Here is a 14,971-nt window from a genome sequence, read left to right on the forward strand (position 1 = left end):
ACAGCTTGTCTACGAATGTCCGGCGAGCGATCGGGTCATGACCGTTCTTGGCGGGTCATTCGGTGGCACCCGACGCAACTGGGCGGATCAGTCTCCGCTGGCAATGAAGGCCCGCTGTCTTGGTAGGAGGGGGGGTCTCAGCGAGAGATGAATCCGCCGTCGATAACGAGCTCCGTTCCGGTGATGAACTTCGCCTCGTCCGACGCAAGGTAGAGCATGCCGTACGCGATGTCGGAGGCCTCCCCAGCATGGGGCGGCAAGGGGACGGTTCCGGGGTTGGCCAGCGTTTCCCTCGTGAGCCCGTAGCCTCGGGTCAAGCCGGTGTCCACTGGACCGGGATGCACTGAGTTCACCCGGATATTGTCCTTTGCAAACCATTGGGCAGTGTGTTTTGTCAGGGAGCGGACCGCCCCCTTCGAAGCGGAGTACGCGGCACTGCCGCCGTCCGAGGGGCCGCCGACAATTCCGGCGATCGATGACACGTTCACGATGGAGCCGTGGCCAGCCGCCTGCATAGCGGGGATGACACTCTTCATTCCGAGCCAAGGTCCGGTGACATTGATGGCCATCACCTTGTTCCAGTCGTCAAGCTCGGCTTCGAGGACACCCTTCGCCATAGCAATGCCGGCGTTATTTATCAGGATGTCGATCGTGCCCCACTCGGTGAGGACGTCGTCAACCACACGCTTCCAGTCCCCGGCAGAGGAAACATCGTGCGTGCGGGCGATCGCCTCGCCGCCATGCCCGGTGACTTCCTCGACCGCCTGTCGCAGTGCCTCCGTCGAGATGTCCGTGGCCACTACCCGCGCCCCCTCGGCCACGAAGAGCTTGAGGGCGGAGAGCCCCATACCGCTGGCTGCGCCCGTGATGATGGCAACCTTGCCGGCCAATCGTGACATATTCATCTTCCTTCTCTGATAGTTGATTCGTTCAGCAGCTGCCGTTGTCGAGATTGTTCTGCACGGGCTCCTTCTGACAGTGCTGGGGGAGCGGAAGCGGCAGTTCTCGGAATGAGGACTCGCGGGTGTTGGAGGTGCGGGCCACGACGCCGTAGCGTACCTTGAGCAACTGGCGGTGACTCCGGCTTCTCGCGGCAATGTTTGTGTGCTTGTCGTAGTTATGCGACAGGTCAGGCTTCTCCTGACCGCTTTCGTGACCGTGTGTAGGCGTCCAGCGATACGGCGGCGAGGACGATCACGCCGAGGGCCACCTCTTGTGTTGCCTGTGGAAATGCCAGGATGTCGAAGACATTGTTGATGGTTCCAAAGATAAGGATGCCAATGAGCGTTCGCCACATGGCGCCTTCTCCGCCGAGCAGTGAAGTTCCGCCGATGATAACGATCGCGATCGAGTTGAGCGTGACTCCAACGGCCACGCCTGGCTGTCCGACGCCGATGACGGACCCCAAAACGATTCCCGCGAGTGCGGCGAGCATAGCTGTCAGCACGTAGGTACTTGCCCGAAGTGAGGTCACGGGGAGTCCGGCCAGCCGTGCGGCTTCGTTGTTGCCGCCGATCGCGTAGATTCCCCGGCCGTACACGGTCTTGGAAAGGGCGAACCATCCTGCCGCGACGAGGACTGCAAGAAGCCAGACGGAGAGCGGCGCTCCGAGGAAGTCTGCGTCGGAAAGGAAATCGTAGCCGCCTGGTGCCATGGAAACCGGTTTGGAGTTCGTGTACAGCAAGGTCAGCCCGCTGAACAATGAGGCGGTCGCGAGAGTTGCGATGAACGCATTTACTTTCGCTTTTGTGATGAGGAGGGCGTTGATCAGGCCGAGGAGGAATCCGATCACCAGCGTGATGAGTATCGCCGGCCCCGCGGGCATCATGTGGGACAGGGTCGCATAGGACACTCCGCCGATAGCCAGCACGGCGGCCACCGAAAGGTCGAAGCCTCCCGCGATGATAATGAACGTCATCCCTACGGCGATGATGCCGACGGGAGCGTTCTGGGTCAGGAGGTTGATCAGGTTTCCCGGGTTGAGGAAGCGGGGATTGAGGATGATCGCCGTGATGACGAGGATGATGAGTACCCAGACCATCCCGAGGCTTGCTGCTCTCTCTCGTAGGTTGAGCCTCCTGTTTGCCGTCACCTTGGGAGTAACAGTGCTTTCCGGGGTGGTATCCCGGTCGATGGTGGCGCTCATGCGTGCTCCTTCAATCCAAATGCTGCTTGCAGTACGTCTTCCATGGCGATCTGCTGATCACCGGTCCGCTCGAGGAGCCCCATGCTGCGGCCCTTGGCAATAACGAGCACCCGATCGGACACCGCCAACACTTCTTCAAGCTCGGACGAGACCATGATCACGGCAACGCCCTCGGCCGCCATCACGCGTAGGGTCTCCAGGAGCTCGCCCTTGGCTCCGACGTCTATGCCGCGTGTGGGCTCGTCGGCGAGGAGCACTCGGGGTCGGTCGTACAGCCACCGTGCCATCAGCAGCTTCTGTTGGTTGCCTCCGGAGAACCTGTCGCTGCGTTCACCGAGTCGGGCTACAGGAAAGTTCAGCCGTGAGGCAGCCTCAGCGACCATCGCACGGAGTTTCCTTCGCCCGATCACACCGCCGGATGACGCTGCGCCAAGATTGGAGAGTGCGATGTTGTCCGCGGCGCTTCGGAGCAGGACGAGTCCTTCTCCCTTGCGATCCTCGGGGATCAAACCGATTCCGAGTTTGCGTGCGGCGCGCACAGTTCGTGGCCAGCCAGGCTCGGCGCCCGCCAGGCGGATGGTTCCCCGTGCGGTGGGTTCGGCGCCAGCGATTGCGCGCAGCAATGTTGAGCGGCCCGAACCTACGAGACCGGCAATGCCAAGTATTTCCCCGGGCTTCACTTCCAGGTCGATATTTTCAATGGCTCCCGGGACGGTGAGCCCAACCACTTCAAGAATCGGGGCCACGCCCGGCTCGACCGGTCTCGAGTGTATTTCCACGGGCTTGTCCATGAGTACCCGGCCAAGCGTCTGATCACCTCGCTGGTCACCGAGCATCGCGCGCACGAGTTCGGCCCGGGATTTCTCCCCGCGCCTGCTCGTGGTGATGGCCCGGCCGTTCCGGAATACCGTTAACCAATCCGCGAGCCGTTCGATTTCGTCGAAGTTGTGGCTCACGATCACGATGGTGACACCACGCTTGCGCAACCCTTCGATCGCTTTATAGAGCGCCTCCCGTTCCTCGACGGCAAGCGAGGCGCTGGGCTCATCGAAGAGAATGACGCGAGGCTCGACCACAAGGGACCGCATGATTTCGAGCAACTGCTGCTCTGCCACCGAGAGGGAGCCCACGGACACGCCGGCAGGTATGACCCGGACGTCCAGCTCGGCACACAGTTGGACGTAGCGGCGACGCATTTCGCGGCTGGAGAGAACTCCAAACCGGGCCAGGACGGACCCAAGAAATACATTCGCTGCTGCATCCAGATGCGGGACGATCGTAAGTTCCTGATAGATGGCCGAGACGCCGCTCCGGCGCGCAGCGCGTAGATTCCCCGGTTCAAGCGGTTCACCGAAGACTTCGACGACACCCCCGTCAAAGTCGACGCGGCCGGCGATCGCGCCCAACGCCGTGGACTTGCCCGCTCCGTTCTCGCCGATCAGTGCATGTACTGTTCCTTCTTGGATCTCGACGTCCACATCGATCAATGCGCGAGTGGCACCGTAGGTCTTCGACACCGCTTTGAGCGCGACGGCGATAGCCGGGTCCGATTGCGAAGGCTCCATGGCCAGTTCTTCTTTCTATACTGGGCTGGAGCGCCGTTCGAACGAACGTCACCCCGGCCCGAGCTGGGCGAACTGCGGCGCTAGCGTAGCTCGGCGGGCAGTTGGGAGATCGTTTCCTTCGTGACCACAAAGGGATTCTTTGCAGTGCCAATGACCGAGTCGTCGACGAAGCGGGCGCCGGCGTCCCCGCGTTGGGCGGCGGCGATGGAGTTGAGGTTTGCCTTCATTTGGTTGTAAGGGAACAGCATTGTAGAGAGCTGGACGTTGCCGGCATCCAACTGTTGGATCTGGAACTTGCCGAAACCGATGTCCACAATATGAACCTTTCCCGAAAGGCCGGCGCCTTTCTCAGCCTGGATGACGCCCTGGGTGAGGTCGGGCGAGGACGCAGACATGATGAGGGTGGTGTCCGGATGGCCCTGCAGGTAGGTCTGGGTCTTGTTGTACGCGTCAGTCGTCGTCCAGTCCGTGTAGATCGTGTCAACCGAATAGTCGGTGTTGTCCGCCGCGAGCTTTGCCAATGCGGCTTCTGTGACGCGCGTCTGGGTGTTGACCGCCGGGCCAAGAACGGCAAGCACCTTCTGCTTACCCGGGTTAGCCTTTGCTGCGGCCGCCAACCACCCGTCGACGTAATCGCGCGTGGTGTTGCTGCCCACGAAGTTCAACGTACCCGGGGCCCAGACCTCGTCAACCGACTTGCCGGTATGATTTGCGCCGTCGTCGCACAGGGGCGAGCCTGAAATCGACGTAAGGATATTCGCCTTAGCGAAATCGTGGGTGAGGAGCTTGCAGGACATCACGCCGTCGAGGGCCATTACTACCGCGGCGTCGAAGTTTCCGGATGTCATCGCTGTCTGCATTTGGTTGAGCTGCTTGTTCGGGTCATAGCCTGCGTCAAACAAGGTCATGTCCATACCGAGTTCTTTGGCAGTCTCCTTCGCCGCGCGCTCCTGCTCCAGCCCGAACTCATTGGCCACACCCGGGATAAAAACGGCGACCTTAAGGCCCTGGCCGGTCTTCAGGTTGACTGTCATCTCATTGCCGACATCGACTGCGACCGTGCCAGCTGGGCCCTGGCTGCCCGGGTTACCACTGGCGTTTCCAGCGCAACCGGCCAGGGCCAGCAGCACCGCCGTGGATCCAGCAGCCAACATGGCCCGCGACTTCGTTGTACGCATAATTCTCCTGATTGCCTCGTTCCGGCACCTTGGGCGGCCGGGATGCATGTGATGTGTCGCGGGGCTTCTTTGCTTCGCGATCGTGATGTGGTACGCCGACGCTACTTGGGGAAGCGACAGCGCGTCAATAGAAAAATCGCACAGTTTGGATGCAACTATCGCAATGTGTGCATTATTTGGATTTTGGGTGCGTGGGGAAGGGGTGAGTATGAATGTTCCGACACCATCTGAAGTGGGAGCACCTGGCCACCACGGGCGCACGGGCTGCCATAGGCGCATGTGCGAGTTGCGGCCGAAGCGGCAGGGTCCCTCCGACCGAGCGGCCACAATCGAATACCCCGTCCAGTCAGCTGAGTCCGACAGGGGCAACGTGCCGCCCTCCGTCAGGGTCGCTGAGGGGATCGAGACGAAACGCATGTCGGGTCAGGCGACCTCCCTTAGGTCGCTCAACGGACTTGTCGACCCGGCCGCCGTGCCAGTTCTTCTTTCTAAACGGGTCTTCTTTCTAAACGGGGCTGGGGCGGTGTTCGGGTGAACGCCGCCCCGGCGCCCTCTCTAAGCGATCTGCGGGGCTAGCGCAGTTCGGCGGGAAGTTCGGAGATCGTGCCAGTCGTGATGGTGAAAGGACTTTTCGCAGTGCCGATGACCGAGTCATCCACAAAACGAGGGCCGGCTTCCCCGCGTTGAGCCGCAGCGATGGTCTCGAGGGATACCTTTATCCCGTTGTATGGGAAGAACAGTGTTGAGAATTGGATACTTCCCGCCTTTATCTGTTCGATTGAAAACTCGCCAAAACCCTGGTCCACAATGTGGACCTTTCCAAGAAGGCCTGCGTTTTCTACGGCTTTGACGATTCCCCGTGAGATGTCTGGCGTGTACATGGACAGGATGAGGGTGGTGTCCGCATGGCCCTGCAGGTACGTCTGGGTCTCGTTAAATGCGCCAGTAGTCGTGTAGTCGGTGTAGATCTTGTTGACCGTGTAGTCGGGGTTGTCCTCTGCAAACTTCGCCAGAGCAACTTCAATCACGCGCGTTTGGGCGGCGACTGCAGGACCAAGAACGGCAACAACATTCTGCTTGCCCGGGTTCGCTTTTGCTGCCGCGGAGAACCAGCCGTCGATGTAAGCGCGGGTGTTGTTGCTACCTACAAAGTTCATCGTTCCCGGCGCCCAGAGCTCGTCAACTGACTTACCGGTCTGATTTATGCCGTACTCGCACAATGGTGTGACATTGTTCACCACAAGAATGTTGGCCTTGGGGTAATCCTCGGTGATGGTTTTGCAGACTACCGTGCCGTCGAGCGCCTGCACGACCGCAGCGTCGTAGCCCCCGGACGCCAGTGCGGTCTGCATTTGGTTGAGCTGCTGGCTCGGATTATAGCCCCCGTCGAACAAGGTCATCTCCATGCCGAGCTCCTTGGCCGTCTCCTTCGCGGCAAGCTCCTGCGCCTGCCCGTATGCATTAGCGACACCAGGGATAAAGACGGCCACTTTGAGGTTGGGGCTGGTCTTCAGGTTGACCTTCATGCTATTGCCGACATCGATCGCGACAGTGTCAGCGGGGCCTTGACTGCTCGCGCTTTCAGCGCAGCCAGCCAGAGCCAGCAGCACCGCCGTCGATCCAGCAGTCAACATGATTCGCGACTTCATTGTTCGCATTTTCTCCTCGCTTTTCTTTCGCACGCTGCGAAGCGTTCGTCCCCATGGCCTCCTATGCATTCGGCCGGCGCCGTTGACGACCGAAAGGCAGGGTGACTCGCCGCCAGCTTCTTTGCTTAGCGATCTCGGTGGGTGCTAGGCCGACGCTACTTGAGTTTGAGGTAGCACGTCAATAGAAAACTTGCACAATTTGTCTGTAGCTATCGTAGTTTGATCATTATCAGAATGATTCCGGCGGCGGCAGCATGGAAGTGGTCATCGTTGTCGAAAGCATCAGGAAGTGAATCGTCTTGGTGCGTGGCGGATCATCAACCACACAAGGAGTCAAAACAAGGCCCCGGTCGCTAGCGAGGTGTCAACGCAAGCTGCGGGCAGCAGCCCGTACTAGGCCAGTTTAAGGATGGCACTGTTGGCCAGACGTCAAACCCGATCACGGTGCGGGGGGTGTATTCGCGTGCACCGTCCCTTGCAAGTCATCTCCAGGCTCCGGCGGTCTCCCATTTGTAGGTCATCCAGACCTCATATCCGTCAGCTTTGCTGATCAACCGACGCTGGTTCACGCCATCGGCTGCAAGCCAAAGGATCCCGTCGTCGATCGTCACAGCGTCAATCATCCCAGTCCGGAGAAACTGGCCATACTGTCTTATTTGCACGGTTTCCCCGACAAGAGGAAGCCAGTCATCTTGCTTGTGATATTTCATTGCGGTGTCCGTTTACTAGTGTCTTTTCGGTCGTGGCTGCCCCGTCAAAAGATCCGCGCATGGCGGGGGCAGCCCTGAATCTTGATTGCGCAGTCGCGTCCGTCGCAGGCAGCAGGCCGCGACCGAGCAACTGCTGGAACGTCCCACGCTGTGGGTCCGTGTGCCCATGTCGCTTCCCAAACGGGTCCGGTGGCGGGTACATGCAGTCTCCCCGGTAGGTTCCTGCTGACGGTGCACCACCGAGCACGTTTACCCCGTGCTATTCAGTGAGAGGTAAACCCACCGTCGGTGATGAGCTCCTCACCGGCGACGAATTTCGCTTCCTCGGAGGCAAGATAGAGCATTCCGTTCCGAGGCGTCACTATGCCAGTAACGACATGCGTCCACGAGTCCGGAGACGAGATGTCAGGGGGTGCGCGCGATTGCTTCGCCCCCATCGGCCGGTGAGCAACCGCGGTTTGAGCGTGCGAATTGCTCACCGGCCCCGGCGACAGGGCACGCCTCCTGGAGGCACGACGCCAAGATCAGCTTTCGGTCCTTTTAGTGGCTGGCAACAAGGACCTTCGTGGGATCGGTCTCTGTGTCGACTGCATGCAGATCCGTGATGCGCTTGGGTGCCAGCACCGCCCAGACGATCACGAAGACAGCAATGATCACCGCCGATGCGATGTAGATGCCGGCAAAGGTTGCCTGCGGAATGAATCCGTCGGGGCCGGGAACCAGCACGTTCAAGATAATTGCGACGGCTATCATCGCTCCGACGAACTGGATGATGTTTTGCATGCCAACGGTCACCGCCATGTTGTCTTGGCGGCCAGCGGCTGCAACGAGGGTGTATCCGGTGGTCAGGCAGCTGAGGATAGTGAGTGCGTACAGGAACACCCACAACCACGACAGCCACACTTGGCCGTCGGCCAGGGCGAGCCCGAGGAAGACGAGGACCGCAGCGGATCCGGAAACAACCAGGACGGTCTTCGGTCCCAGCCGCCGAAGGCCCCATCGGGTCCAAATGTATCCCAATGCCGCCCCAGGAATCATTGCGAGCAGTACGTACGAGGAGTCCAGAGCAGAGAGGCCATGGCCGTACCCGGAAGAAGCCGGCGTCTGCAGCCATGCCGGAAGCACGATAAATATGCCCTGGCCAACTAAGCTGATCAGGAGGATTCCGGAGTAACCAATGAGCGTCTGGCGAATATCCATGTTGCGGAATGACACCAAGGGCTCCTCGGTGCGTCGCTGCTGAATGATCCAAGCAGCCAATGTCACTGCGCTCACGATGAATGCACCGAGCACCAGCGGTGAGGTCCAGCCCTGGCCGGGCCCTTCAGCAATTCCGATCAAGAGTGCTGTGACCCACACGCCGAGCCCCAGCGCGCCGAACCAATCCAACTGCACCACAGCGCGGGCGGCGACGGGTGTCTCAGGTGAGATCAGGGCGAGGATCAGCATCACCCCGTACAAAGCGAAGGTCACCCAGAAGACGGTCTCCCAGGGCAAACCCAAGCCAACGATGAGGCCGCCGGCAATAAGTGCGAGCGGTACAAGGACTGCCATCACTGTCGAGAGCACCAGCGAAACCAGCCGGATTTGCCGGGCGGTAGCCCGTGGGCGCAGAAGCCCCCAGCTCAGTGGAATCGTGACAGCGAGGCCCATCAGGAATCGGCCCGCGACCAAAGGCCAGAAACCGTTGGCGGTTGCACCCAGGGCGCATCCCACCAGTGCCAAGACGATAAGCGTGATGAGAACTTTGCGATGCCCGAAAATGTCACCCATACGGGCTGTCAGGCTGACGGAGATCACGCTGCCCATCATCAACGCGTTAAGGACCCACCCGATTTCCGAACCCGTCAGGCCTGATTCAGTCGCAATCACCCCGATGAGCGGAGCGAGGATTCCGTACTGGATGTCGAGCGTTACGCCACTCAGCAGGAGCAGGGCAATTATCGGTGTGCTTCGGCCTATCGGTGTGCTTCGGCCGGTGCGAGACTCGACCAATGTTGTTTGTGTCATCTTTGACCACCTTTTGTATATACCCAGCAGCCGCTGGGGTCGTTCCTGACCGCGGAGAGTAGCGCATGAGGTCGGAGGGACCCGGGGGCGCATCATTGGTTCGATGTGCCGACGACGTCGACGCCAAGCGTTGTGTCCCGCGGAAGAATCCGGCTTCTTTGCCGGGCTTGCGCAGGCTTCAACGTTAGGTTGGGGCGGCCCCAGCCCGGCACGGCAATCAACGCCGTTCAGCTAGGAATGTACGCCAAGGTTCGTCGCGATTTATGAGGGCGGTGCGGCAGACCTAGGTGTAATTCCCACGGACGTTGTGAACAGCGTGGCGTGATGTAAAGGGCGAGGGCCTCCGGTATCGATTTGGGTTACCACACTCATCTCAACGCCCAGGAGGCCCTCGTGTCCTACGTTACCCATGCCAACGCCGACCTGACACCTAAGGCAAGGGGAAAGCTCGCCCGATTGGTCGTCGAGGAGGGCTGGAGCCTGCGCCGGGCCGCGGAGCGCTTCCAGTGCTCGCCGGCGACGGCGAAGAAGTGGGCAGCCCGGTTCCGTATCTGCGGCCAGGCCGGCATGGCGGACGTGTCCTCGCGGCCGCGACGGAGCCCGAACCGCACCCGCGTCCGGACCGAGCGGCGGATCGTGGCGCTGCGGTTCACCCGCCGGTGGGGACCCCACCGCATCGCGGCCCACCTGCATCTGACCCGTTCAACTGTCGGCAAGGTCCTGGGCCGGTACCGGATGCCCCGGCTGGTGTGCCTGGACCAGGGCACCGGCCTGCCCGTGCGCAAGCCCACACCGCAACGGTATGAGCACGACCATCCCGGGGACCTGGTCCACGTGGACATCAAAAAGCTCGGACGCATCCCCAACGGCGGCGGACACCGCGCCCTCGGCCGGGCCCAGGGGCGACGGAACAAACGGGCCGGGACCGGGTACGCCTACCTGCACCACGCCGTCGATGACCACTCGCGTCTGGCGTACTCGGAAATCCTGGGCGACGAGACGCAGGAAACCGCCACCGCGTTCTTCGCCGCCCACGGAATCAGGGTCAAGGCCGTGCTGACCGACAATGGGTCCTGCTACCGATCCCGGGCCTTCGCCGCGGCCCTGGGACCGCACATCAAGCACCGCAGGACCCGCCCGTACTGGCCCCAGACCAACGGCAAGGTCGAACGCTTCAACCGAACCCTCGCCACCGAATGGGCCTACGCCCGCCCCTACGTTTCAGAAGCCGACCGCGCCGCCACCTACCCGGACTGGCTGCACCACTACAATCACCACAGGACCCACACCGGCATCGGAGGCAAAGCCCCCATCAGCCGCGTTCACAACGTCCGTGGGAATTACACCTAGGGCGTGGAGTTGACCTTGTTTTTGTAGTGGGAAGCTTCCCTGTAGGCCGTGGGTGGCATCCCCTTCCACCGTTTGAAGGCGATGGTAAAGCTGGCTGGCTCTGTGTAGCCCAGCCTGCGGGATATCCGTGCTATGGAGAGATCCGTGTTTGAGAGCAGGTCGGAGGCGAGGTCGGTAAGGGTTTTGTCCCGGAGTTGGGCGAAGTCGTCCCCGGTGAGTTCGAGCTTGCGTTGCAGGGTGCGGGGGGAAACTCGAAGTGTTGCGGCAACATTTGCGAGTTTGCGGTTGAGCTCGGGCGCGGATCGTATGGTCTTCGCCACGGTGTCGGGCCAGTCTCCGGTCGCCCTGAGAGTGTCGACGATCTGCGTATCCGCTTTGATCCACGCCGCGTGCTGGAACGCGTTACCGAAGGGGAGTTCCTCTGTTGATGTTGCGGGATCCCACCAGAGTCGCAGCGTTTCAGCGCCGCAGTCGATGGTGCAGGGGACGTTTGCCGAAAGTTCAGGGGAAGCTTCTGCGAGTGGGAATTCAATTTGGGTGAAGGGGAAAGGGTTGCCGTAGAGCCATGTGAAATTTCGGGCAATGAAACAGAGGTCTCGGTAAACGCTGAACGGGATGAGCTGTTCCGGGGCATCGGGGTAGGTGAACTCCATCCCAGTTACCGTGCCCTCCGCTGTCCTCAGCGACGCAAGCTCGAACAGTGCAGGGCCGTAGTCAGTTGTACTTGCAACTTCCACCCATGCCTCGATGGTCGGCGCAGTAGCGAGGGCCAGTCCTCTAACCCCGAAGGAGCCCAGGGAGTAGGCACGCGCGGCGCGCACCCAGAGATCGACACGATCTCCTGTGAGACCAACGAACTGAAGCTGGAAGGCCAACTCCTTCCTCGCAGGAATAGTGCCTCCCGGGCGGTTCACCGCGTCGGGGTCTATTTCCGCATGGGCCAGCGCAGTTTGCCAATCCAGATCCGCGTCCTCAAGCAGTCCACGCAGTATGTGAACGCTGAAGTTTGGTACCCGCAGGTTCTGATAGGTTCCGCCTTTCACCGTTGCCGCCCTCTGCCGCAGGCATACCGGGGTGCCTCAGTGCATTCAGGACCGGTCCTGGGATGCATCGCTCTCCTCTTCTTTGTGGAGGGACGGGCTCCTGCTCGAAAGCGCTTCGGCAAATCCGAGTATCAGAAGGCTCGTGAAGTCACATCAGTAGCTTTGCACTTCCGGCGGCCTTCAACACACAAGAGGTCACGTTTGGCGCAGTTTCCCACCTACTTGGCGTCGCTTGTCATGCCGGTCAAACGCTGCGGGCTCATAACGTTGAAGCTAAACAAGGCGCCGCAGTGGAGCCGAAACAACGCAAGAAAGATGAAGAACGAGATGACACGCGAAGAAGCCTTCACACTCTGCCCTTCCGACTCCTACGTGGAGCTCTACGGCAATCAGTGGCTCATCGTTCCGTTTGCCCCGGTCGCACAGCCTCAGTTCTTTGTCTGTACACCAGGCCAGCGACACTCCCGAGAACGGTAATTGACCCTGCGGTCGTGGCCATACCCGCAAGGCCTATGGGGATTCTTCATGTTGTGATTGAGTGAAGCATGGCTGCCCCGATTGAGGATTATGCGCTGCTTTCGGATCTCCACACCGGACCCCTTGTTTCCCGGCAGGGCAGTGTGGACTGGCTCTGCTTCCCGCGTTTCGACTCGCCCTCGGTCTTTGCCTCCCTGCTCGGGCATGAAGACCATGGCCGGTGGCTGTTGGCACCGAGTCCGCCGGAGGCCGTTGTCGTGGACCGTCAATATATGGACTCGACGTTCGTACTCCAGACAACGTGGCAGACCAATTCCGGAAAGGTCTTGGTGACGGACTTTATGCCGGTAGGTGGCGCCCAGCCATCACTCGTCCGGCGGGTAACTGGACTCAGCGGGACAGTCCCTATGCATCAAGAGATAAGGATTCGACCCCAGTACGCCACCGTCCTGCCTTGGGTGAGCAGGACCCGCGACAGCGCAGACCACGGCGGGGAAATACTTCTCGCAATGTCTGGTCCGGATGCTCTATCTTTGCGGGGAACCTGCCTTCCGCAGGCCGAAGACCACCGGCATGCGGGGGAGTTCACGGTTCAGCAAGGACGGAATGTGGACTTCCACCTAACATGGTTCCCCTCCTACCAGGACGTGCCGTCGGCCATCAACATTGACGCAGCCCTGGACGACGCCGTCCACTACTGGACCACGTGGGCGGCGAATTGTCGCTACGACGGGCCTTATCAGAGTGCAGTCAAGCGTTCACTACTGGTCTTACGTGCTTTAACCCACTATGAGACGGGCGGCATTGTCGCCGCTCCTACCACTTCCCTGCCCGAGGAGTTTGGCGGACCACGCAACTGGGACTATCGGTACTGTTGGCTGCGCGATGCATCCTTGACACTCGAAGCCATGTTGACGCATGGCTACGAATCCGAAGCCCTGAAGTGGCGCAACTGGCTTCTTCGGGCGCTCGCAGGGGATCCGGAAGATCTGCAAATAATGTACGGCGTAGGGGGCGAACGCGACCTGACGGAAAAGGAACTCCCGCAGCTGCCCGGCTATCAGGACGCCAGACCTGTTCGAATCGGCAACGCAGCCGTCTCCCAGCATCAGGCCGATGTTGTGGGGGAGGTGATGGTGGTACTGGAGCGGCTTCGCCTCGCCGGGGGCAAGGAGGACCATTTCTCCTGGGCCCTACAGCGTGCCCTCCTTGGATCAGTGGACAAACACTTTGAAGACAAAGACTTGGGATTGTGGGAAATGCGGGGCGCTCCGCAGTATTTCACACACTCCCGGGTCATGATGTGGGCGGCCTATGACAGCGGAGTGCGGGCTGTCCGGGACCACGGACTGCCCGGGCCGCTCGGGCACTGGGAGCGGCATCGGGATCGACTGGCCGCAGAAATAATGGATCTGGGATTCAACCGTGACCTTAATTCCTTCACCCAGACATACGGCGGTGAGGAGACGGACGCTGCACTGCTGGTCTTGCCGCAGGTCGGCTTCCTTGCCTACGACGATGAACGGATGCTGGGAACAGTCGCCCAGTTGGAAAAGGAGCTACTCACCGCTGAGGGCCTGCTGATGCGCTACCGCACCGAAACCGGCGTCGACGGATTGGCGCCCGGAGAACATCCATTCCTTGCCTGCTCCTTCTGGCTGGTGGAACAGTACGCACGCTCGGGCCGACGGGCAGACGCCAAGAACCTCATGGACGCCCTGGTGGGACTTTCCAATGATCTCGGCCTGCTCAGCGAAGAATATTCCATGAACGAAAAACGGATGGCGGGAAACTTCCCGCAAGCCTTCTCGCACCTGGCCCTGGTACGGGCCGCGGACGCCATGCACAGCGAGGGCGTCTAAGCCTTGATCCACCTATCCGCTTGGGACGAGGATCTGAATTCGGTTTCGGCGGTTTCGGCGGGTTTGCGGCCTTCGGGCTTGGCTGATTCCGGGCCTTGCTGCCCTGTGGTGTTCCGCGGTTGGTCCTGGTTGCGCCGTGTGGCTGGGTTGACGGGGTTCAGGCTGGTTGGGGCGGCGGGTAGAGGTGGTCGAATAGGGCCTGCCATGGTGTTTGCCAGGGCCAGGCTTCGGGGAGGTGGAGCCGTGTTTTCCGGGCGCTGGTGGCGATGCGGGCCGGGACATGGATGAGTTTGCGGCGGATCGTCCCGGTCCGTGCTTTGCGGAAGGGCCCTGCGGCGAGGAGCCAGGCCGAGTTCGCGGGAAAAACACCTGATGACATATGAGCCAGTGCGCTGTCCTTCAGGTCGGCATTGACCTGCTCGATGATGGCGTGGTTGCGGTGGGTTTTGTCCGCCGCGACGGTGTCCAGGACTGCGGCGGGGACGGTGGTGAAGAATGCGTGGTGCCGGTGGGTTTCAAACAGGGTGGGTTGTCCGTCACTGGCCTTCGGGTTCAGTTCCGGGATCCGGCGCACGACCAGGCGGCCTGTGGTCTGCTCGGCCTTTTTGCGGGAGGTGAACGCGGTGAACACGGTTTCGGCGACCTCGGCCTTCGAGACCCAGGAGTTGGTGGTCTCGTCGAAGACCGTGTCGGTGTATTCGATCGTTTCCCACGCCGTCTCAGGGATCCCAGCGCGGACCGGTCTTTCGCCGTGGGCAGGTCGTCGCTACCCTAGATGTTCCCTTAGGGTCTGGTCTCCCAACCCGCTAGCGGCGCCATTGATGATGGCGACCATGCCAGCCCTAGGTGACGTGTTCTACTTTCATTCCTTGATCGAGAGGTGTCGTCGGTAGTGAACCAGCTGACATGGTGCCAGTGGGTTGCCGTGTAGCAGTGCGGCGAAGTGTCGACGGGTCGCGGGAGGCAGAGAGTTCCCGTTCT

Annotated in this window: 10 protein-coding genes and 2 pseudogenes; 3 read left to right on the forward strand and 9 right to left on the reverse strand. The window is 60.9% G+C overall.

Annotation, left to right across the window (positions count from 1 at the left end):
* Positions 1-137: 137 nt before the first annotated feature.
* The 7 genes from LDO15_RS08785 to LDO15_RS08810 all read right to left on the reverse strand — a co-directional run bounded on the left by LDO15_RS08785 (position 138) and on the right by LDO15_RS08810 (position 9,258).
* The gene (locus tag LDO15_RS08785; RefSeq protein WP_223986070.1) at positions 138-899 is read right to left on the reverse strand and encodes a glucose 1-dehydrogenase; all 762 of its coding nucleotides are present in this window, start codon (positions 897-899) and stop codon (positions 138-140) included.
* A 230-nt stretch (positions 900-1,129) separates the two neighbouring features.
* The gene (locus LDO15_RS08790) at positions 1,130-2,146 is read right to left on the reverse strand and encodes an ABC transporter permease (RefSeq protein ID WP_223986072.1); all 1,017 of its coding nucleotides are present in this window, start codon (positions 2,144-2,146) and stop codon (positions 1,130-1,132) included.
* Positions 2,143-3,711, reverse strand: a complete 1,569-nt coding sequence (locus LDO15_RS08795) for a sugar ABC transporter ATP-binding protein (RefSeq protein ID WP_223986074.1) — start codon at positions 3,709-3,711, stop codon at positions 2,143-2,145. Before LDO15_RS08795 ends, LDO15_RS08790 begins: the two co-directional genes overlap by 4 nt.
* 80 nt (positions 3,712-3,791) lie before the next feature.
* Positions 3,792-4,889 carry a sugar ABC transporter substrate-binding protein gene (locus LDO15_RS08800; RefSeq protein ID WP_223986076.1) on the reverse strand — a complete coding sequence of 366 codons (1,098 nt, stop codon included), beginning with the start codon at positions 4,887-4,889 and terminating at the stop codon, positions 3,792-3,794.
* A 572-nt stretch (positions 4,890-5,461) separates the two neighbouring features.
* A complete protein-coding gene (locus LDO15_RS08805) occupies positions 5,462-6,538 on the reverse strand; it encodes a sugar ABC transporter substrate-binding protein (protein ID WP_223986078.1) in 1,077 nt (358 codons plus the stop codon).
* Positions 6,539-7,020: 482 nt separating this feature from the next.
* On the reverse strand, positions 7,021-7,149 hold the full coding sequence (locus LDO15_RS23365) for a hypothetical protein (protein ID WP_263428351.1): 129 nt from the start codon (positions 7,147-7,149) through the stop codon (positions 7,021-7,023).
* A 639-nt stretch (positions 7,150-7,788) separates the two neighbouring features.
* Positions 7,789-9,258: an MFS transporter gene (locus LDO15_RS08810; protein WP_223986080.1), complete on the reverse strand. Its 1,470-nt coding sequence runs from the start codon at positions 9,256-9,258 to the stop codon at positions 7,789-7,791.
* 393 nt (positions 9,259-9,651) lie between these two features.
* On the opposite strand from LDO15_RS08810, the gene LDO15_RS08815 reads away from it, so the two are divergent.
* Complete coding sequence (locus tag LDO15_RS08815) at positions 9,652-10,608, forward strand: IS481 family transposase (RefSeq protein ID WP_223986083.1); 957 nt, start codon at positions 9,652-9,654, stop codon at positions 10,606-10,608.
* On the opposite strand, the gene LDO15_RS08820 is transcribed toward LDO15_RS08815, so the two are convergent.
* Entirely contained in the window at positions 10,605-11,651 is a 1,047-nt protein-coding gene (locus LDO15_RS08820; RefSeq protein WP_223986086.1) for an AraC family transcriptional regulator, read from the reverse strand. The two genes, LDO15_RS08815 and LDO15_RS08820, sit on opposite strands and share 4 nt — an antisense overlap.
* A gap of 545 nt (positions 11,652-12,196) precedes the next feature.
* Between LDO15_RS08820 and LDO15_RS23520 the strand changes: the two are divergent.
* Together LDO15_RS23520 and LDO15_RS08825 are read left to right on the forward strand one after the other, a co-directional pair.
* Positions 12,197-12,520 (forward strand): annotated as a pseudogene (locus LDO15_RS23520) (trehalase-like domain-containing protein); the annotation flags it as partial.
* A gap of 117 nt (positions 12,521-12,637) precedes the next feature.
* On the forward strand, positions 12,638-13,990 hold the full coding sequence (locus LDO15_RS08825) for a glycoside hydrolase family 15 protein (RefSeq protein WP_346655995.1): 1,353 nt from the start codon (positions 12,638-12,640) through the stop codon (positions 13,988-13,990).
* A gap of 157 nt (positions 13,991-14,147) precedes the next feature.
* On the opposite strand, the pseudogene LDO15_RS08830 reads toward LDO15_RS08825, so the two are convergent.
* A pseudogene (locus LDO15_RS08830) lies at positions 14,148-14,717 on the reverse strand (IS1380 family transposase); the annotation flags it as partial.
* Between the last annotated feature and the right edge of the window lie 254 nt (positions 14,718-14,971).

This window comes from Arthrobacter sp. NicSoilB8 (assembly GCF_019977355.1).
Taxonomy (GTDB): Bacteria; Actinomycetota; Actinomycetes; order Actinomycetales; family Micrococcaceae; genus Arthrobacter.

Coding starts and splice junctions, on each gene's coding strand:
- LDO15_RS08805 (WP_223986078.1), bottom strand. CDS start 6,538: ATGAAGTCGCGAATCATGTTGACTGCTGGATCGACGGCGGTGCTGCTG.
- LDO15_RS08810 (WP_223986080.1), bottom strand. CDS start 9,258: ATGACACAAACAACATTGGTCGAGTCTCGCACCGGCCGAAGCACACCG.
- LDO15_RS08795 (WP_223986074.1), bottom strand. CDS start 3,711: ATGGAGCCTTCGCAATCGGACCCGGCTATCGCCGTCGCGCTCAAAGCG.
- LDO15_RS08800 (WP_223986076.1), bottom strand. CDS start 4,889: ATGCGTACAACGAAGTCGCGGGCCATGTTGGCTGCTGGATCCACGGCG.
- LDO15_RS08785 (WP_223986070.1), bottom strand. CDS start 899: ATGTCACGATTGGCCGGCAAGGTTGCCATCATCACGGGCGCAGCCAGC.
- LDO15_RS08790 (WP_223986072.1), bottom strand. CDS start 2,146: ATGAGCGCCACCATCGACCGGGATACCACCCCGGAAAGCACTGTTACT.
- LDO15_RS08825 (WP_346655995.1), top strand. CDS start 12,638: ATGTCTGGTCCGGATGCTCTATCTTTGCGGGGAACCTGCCTTCCGCAG.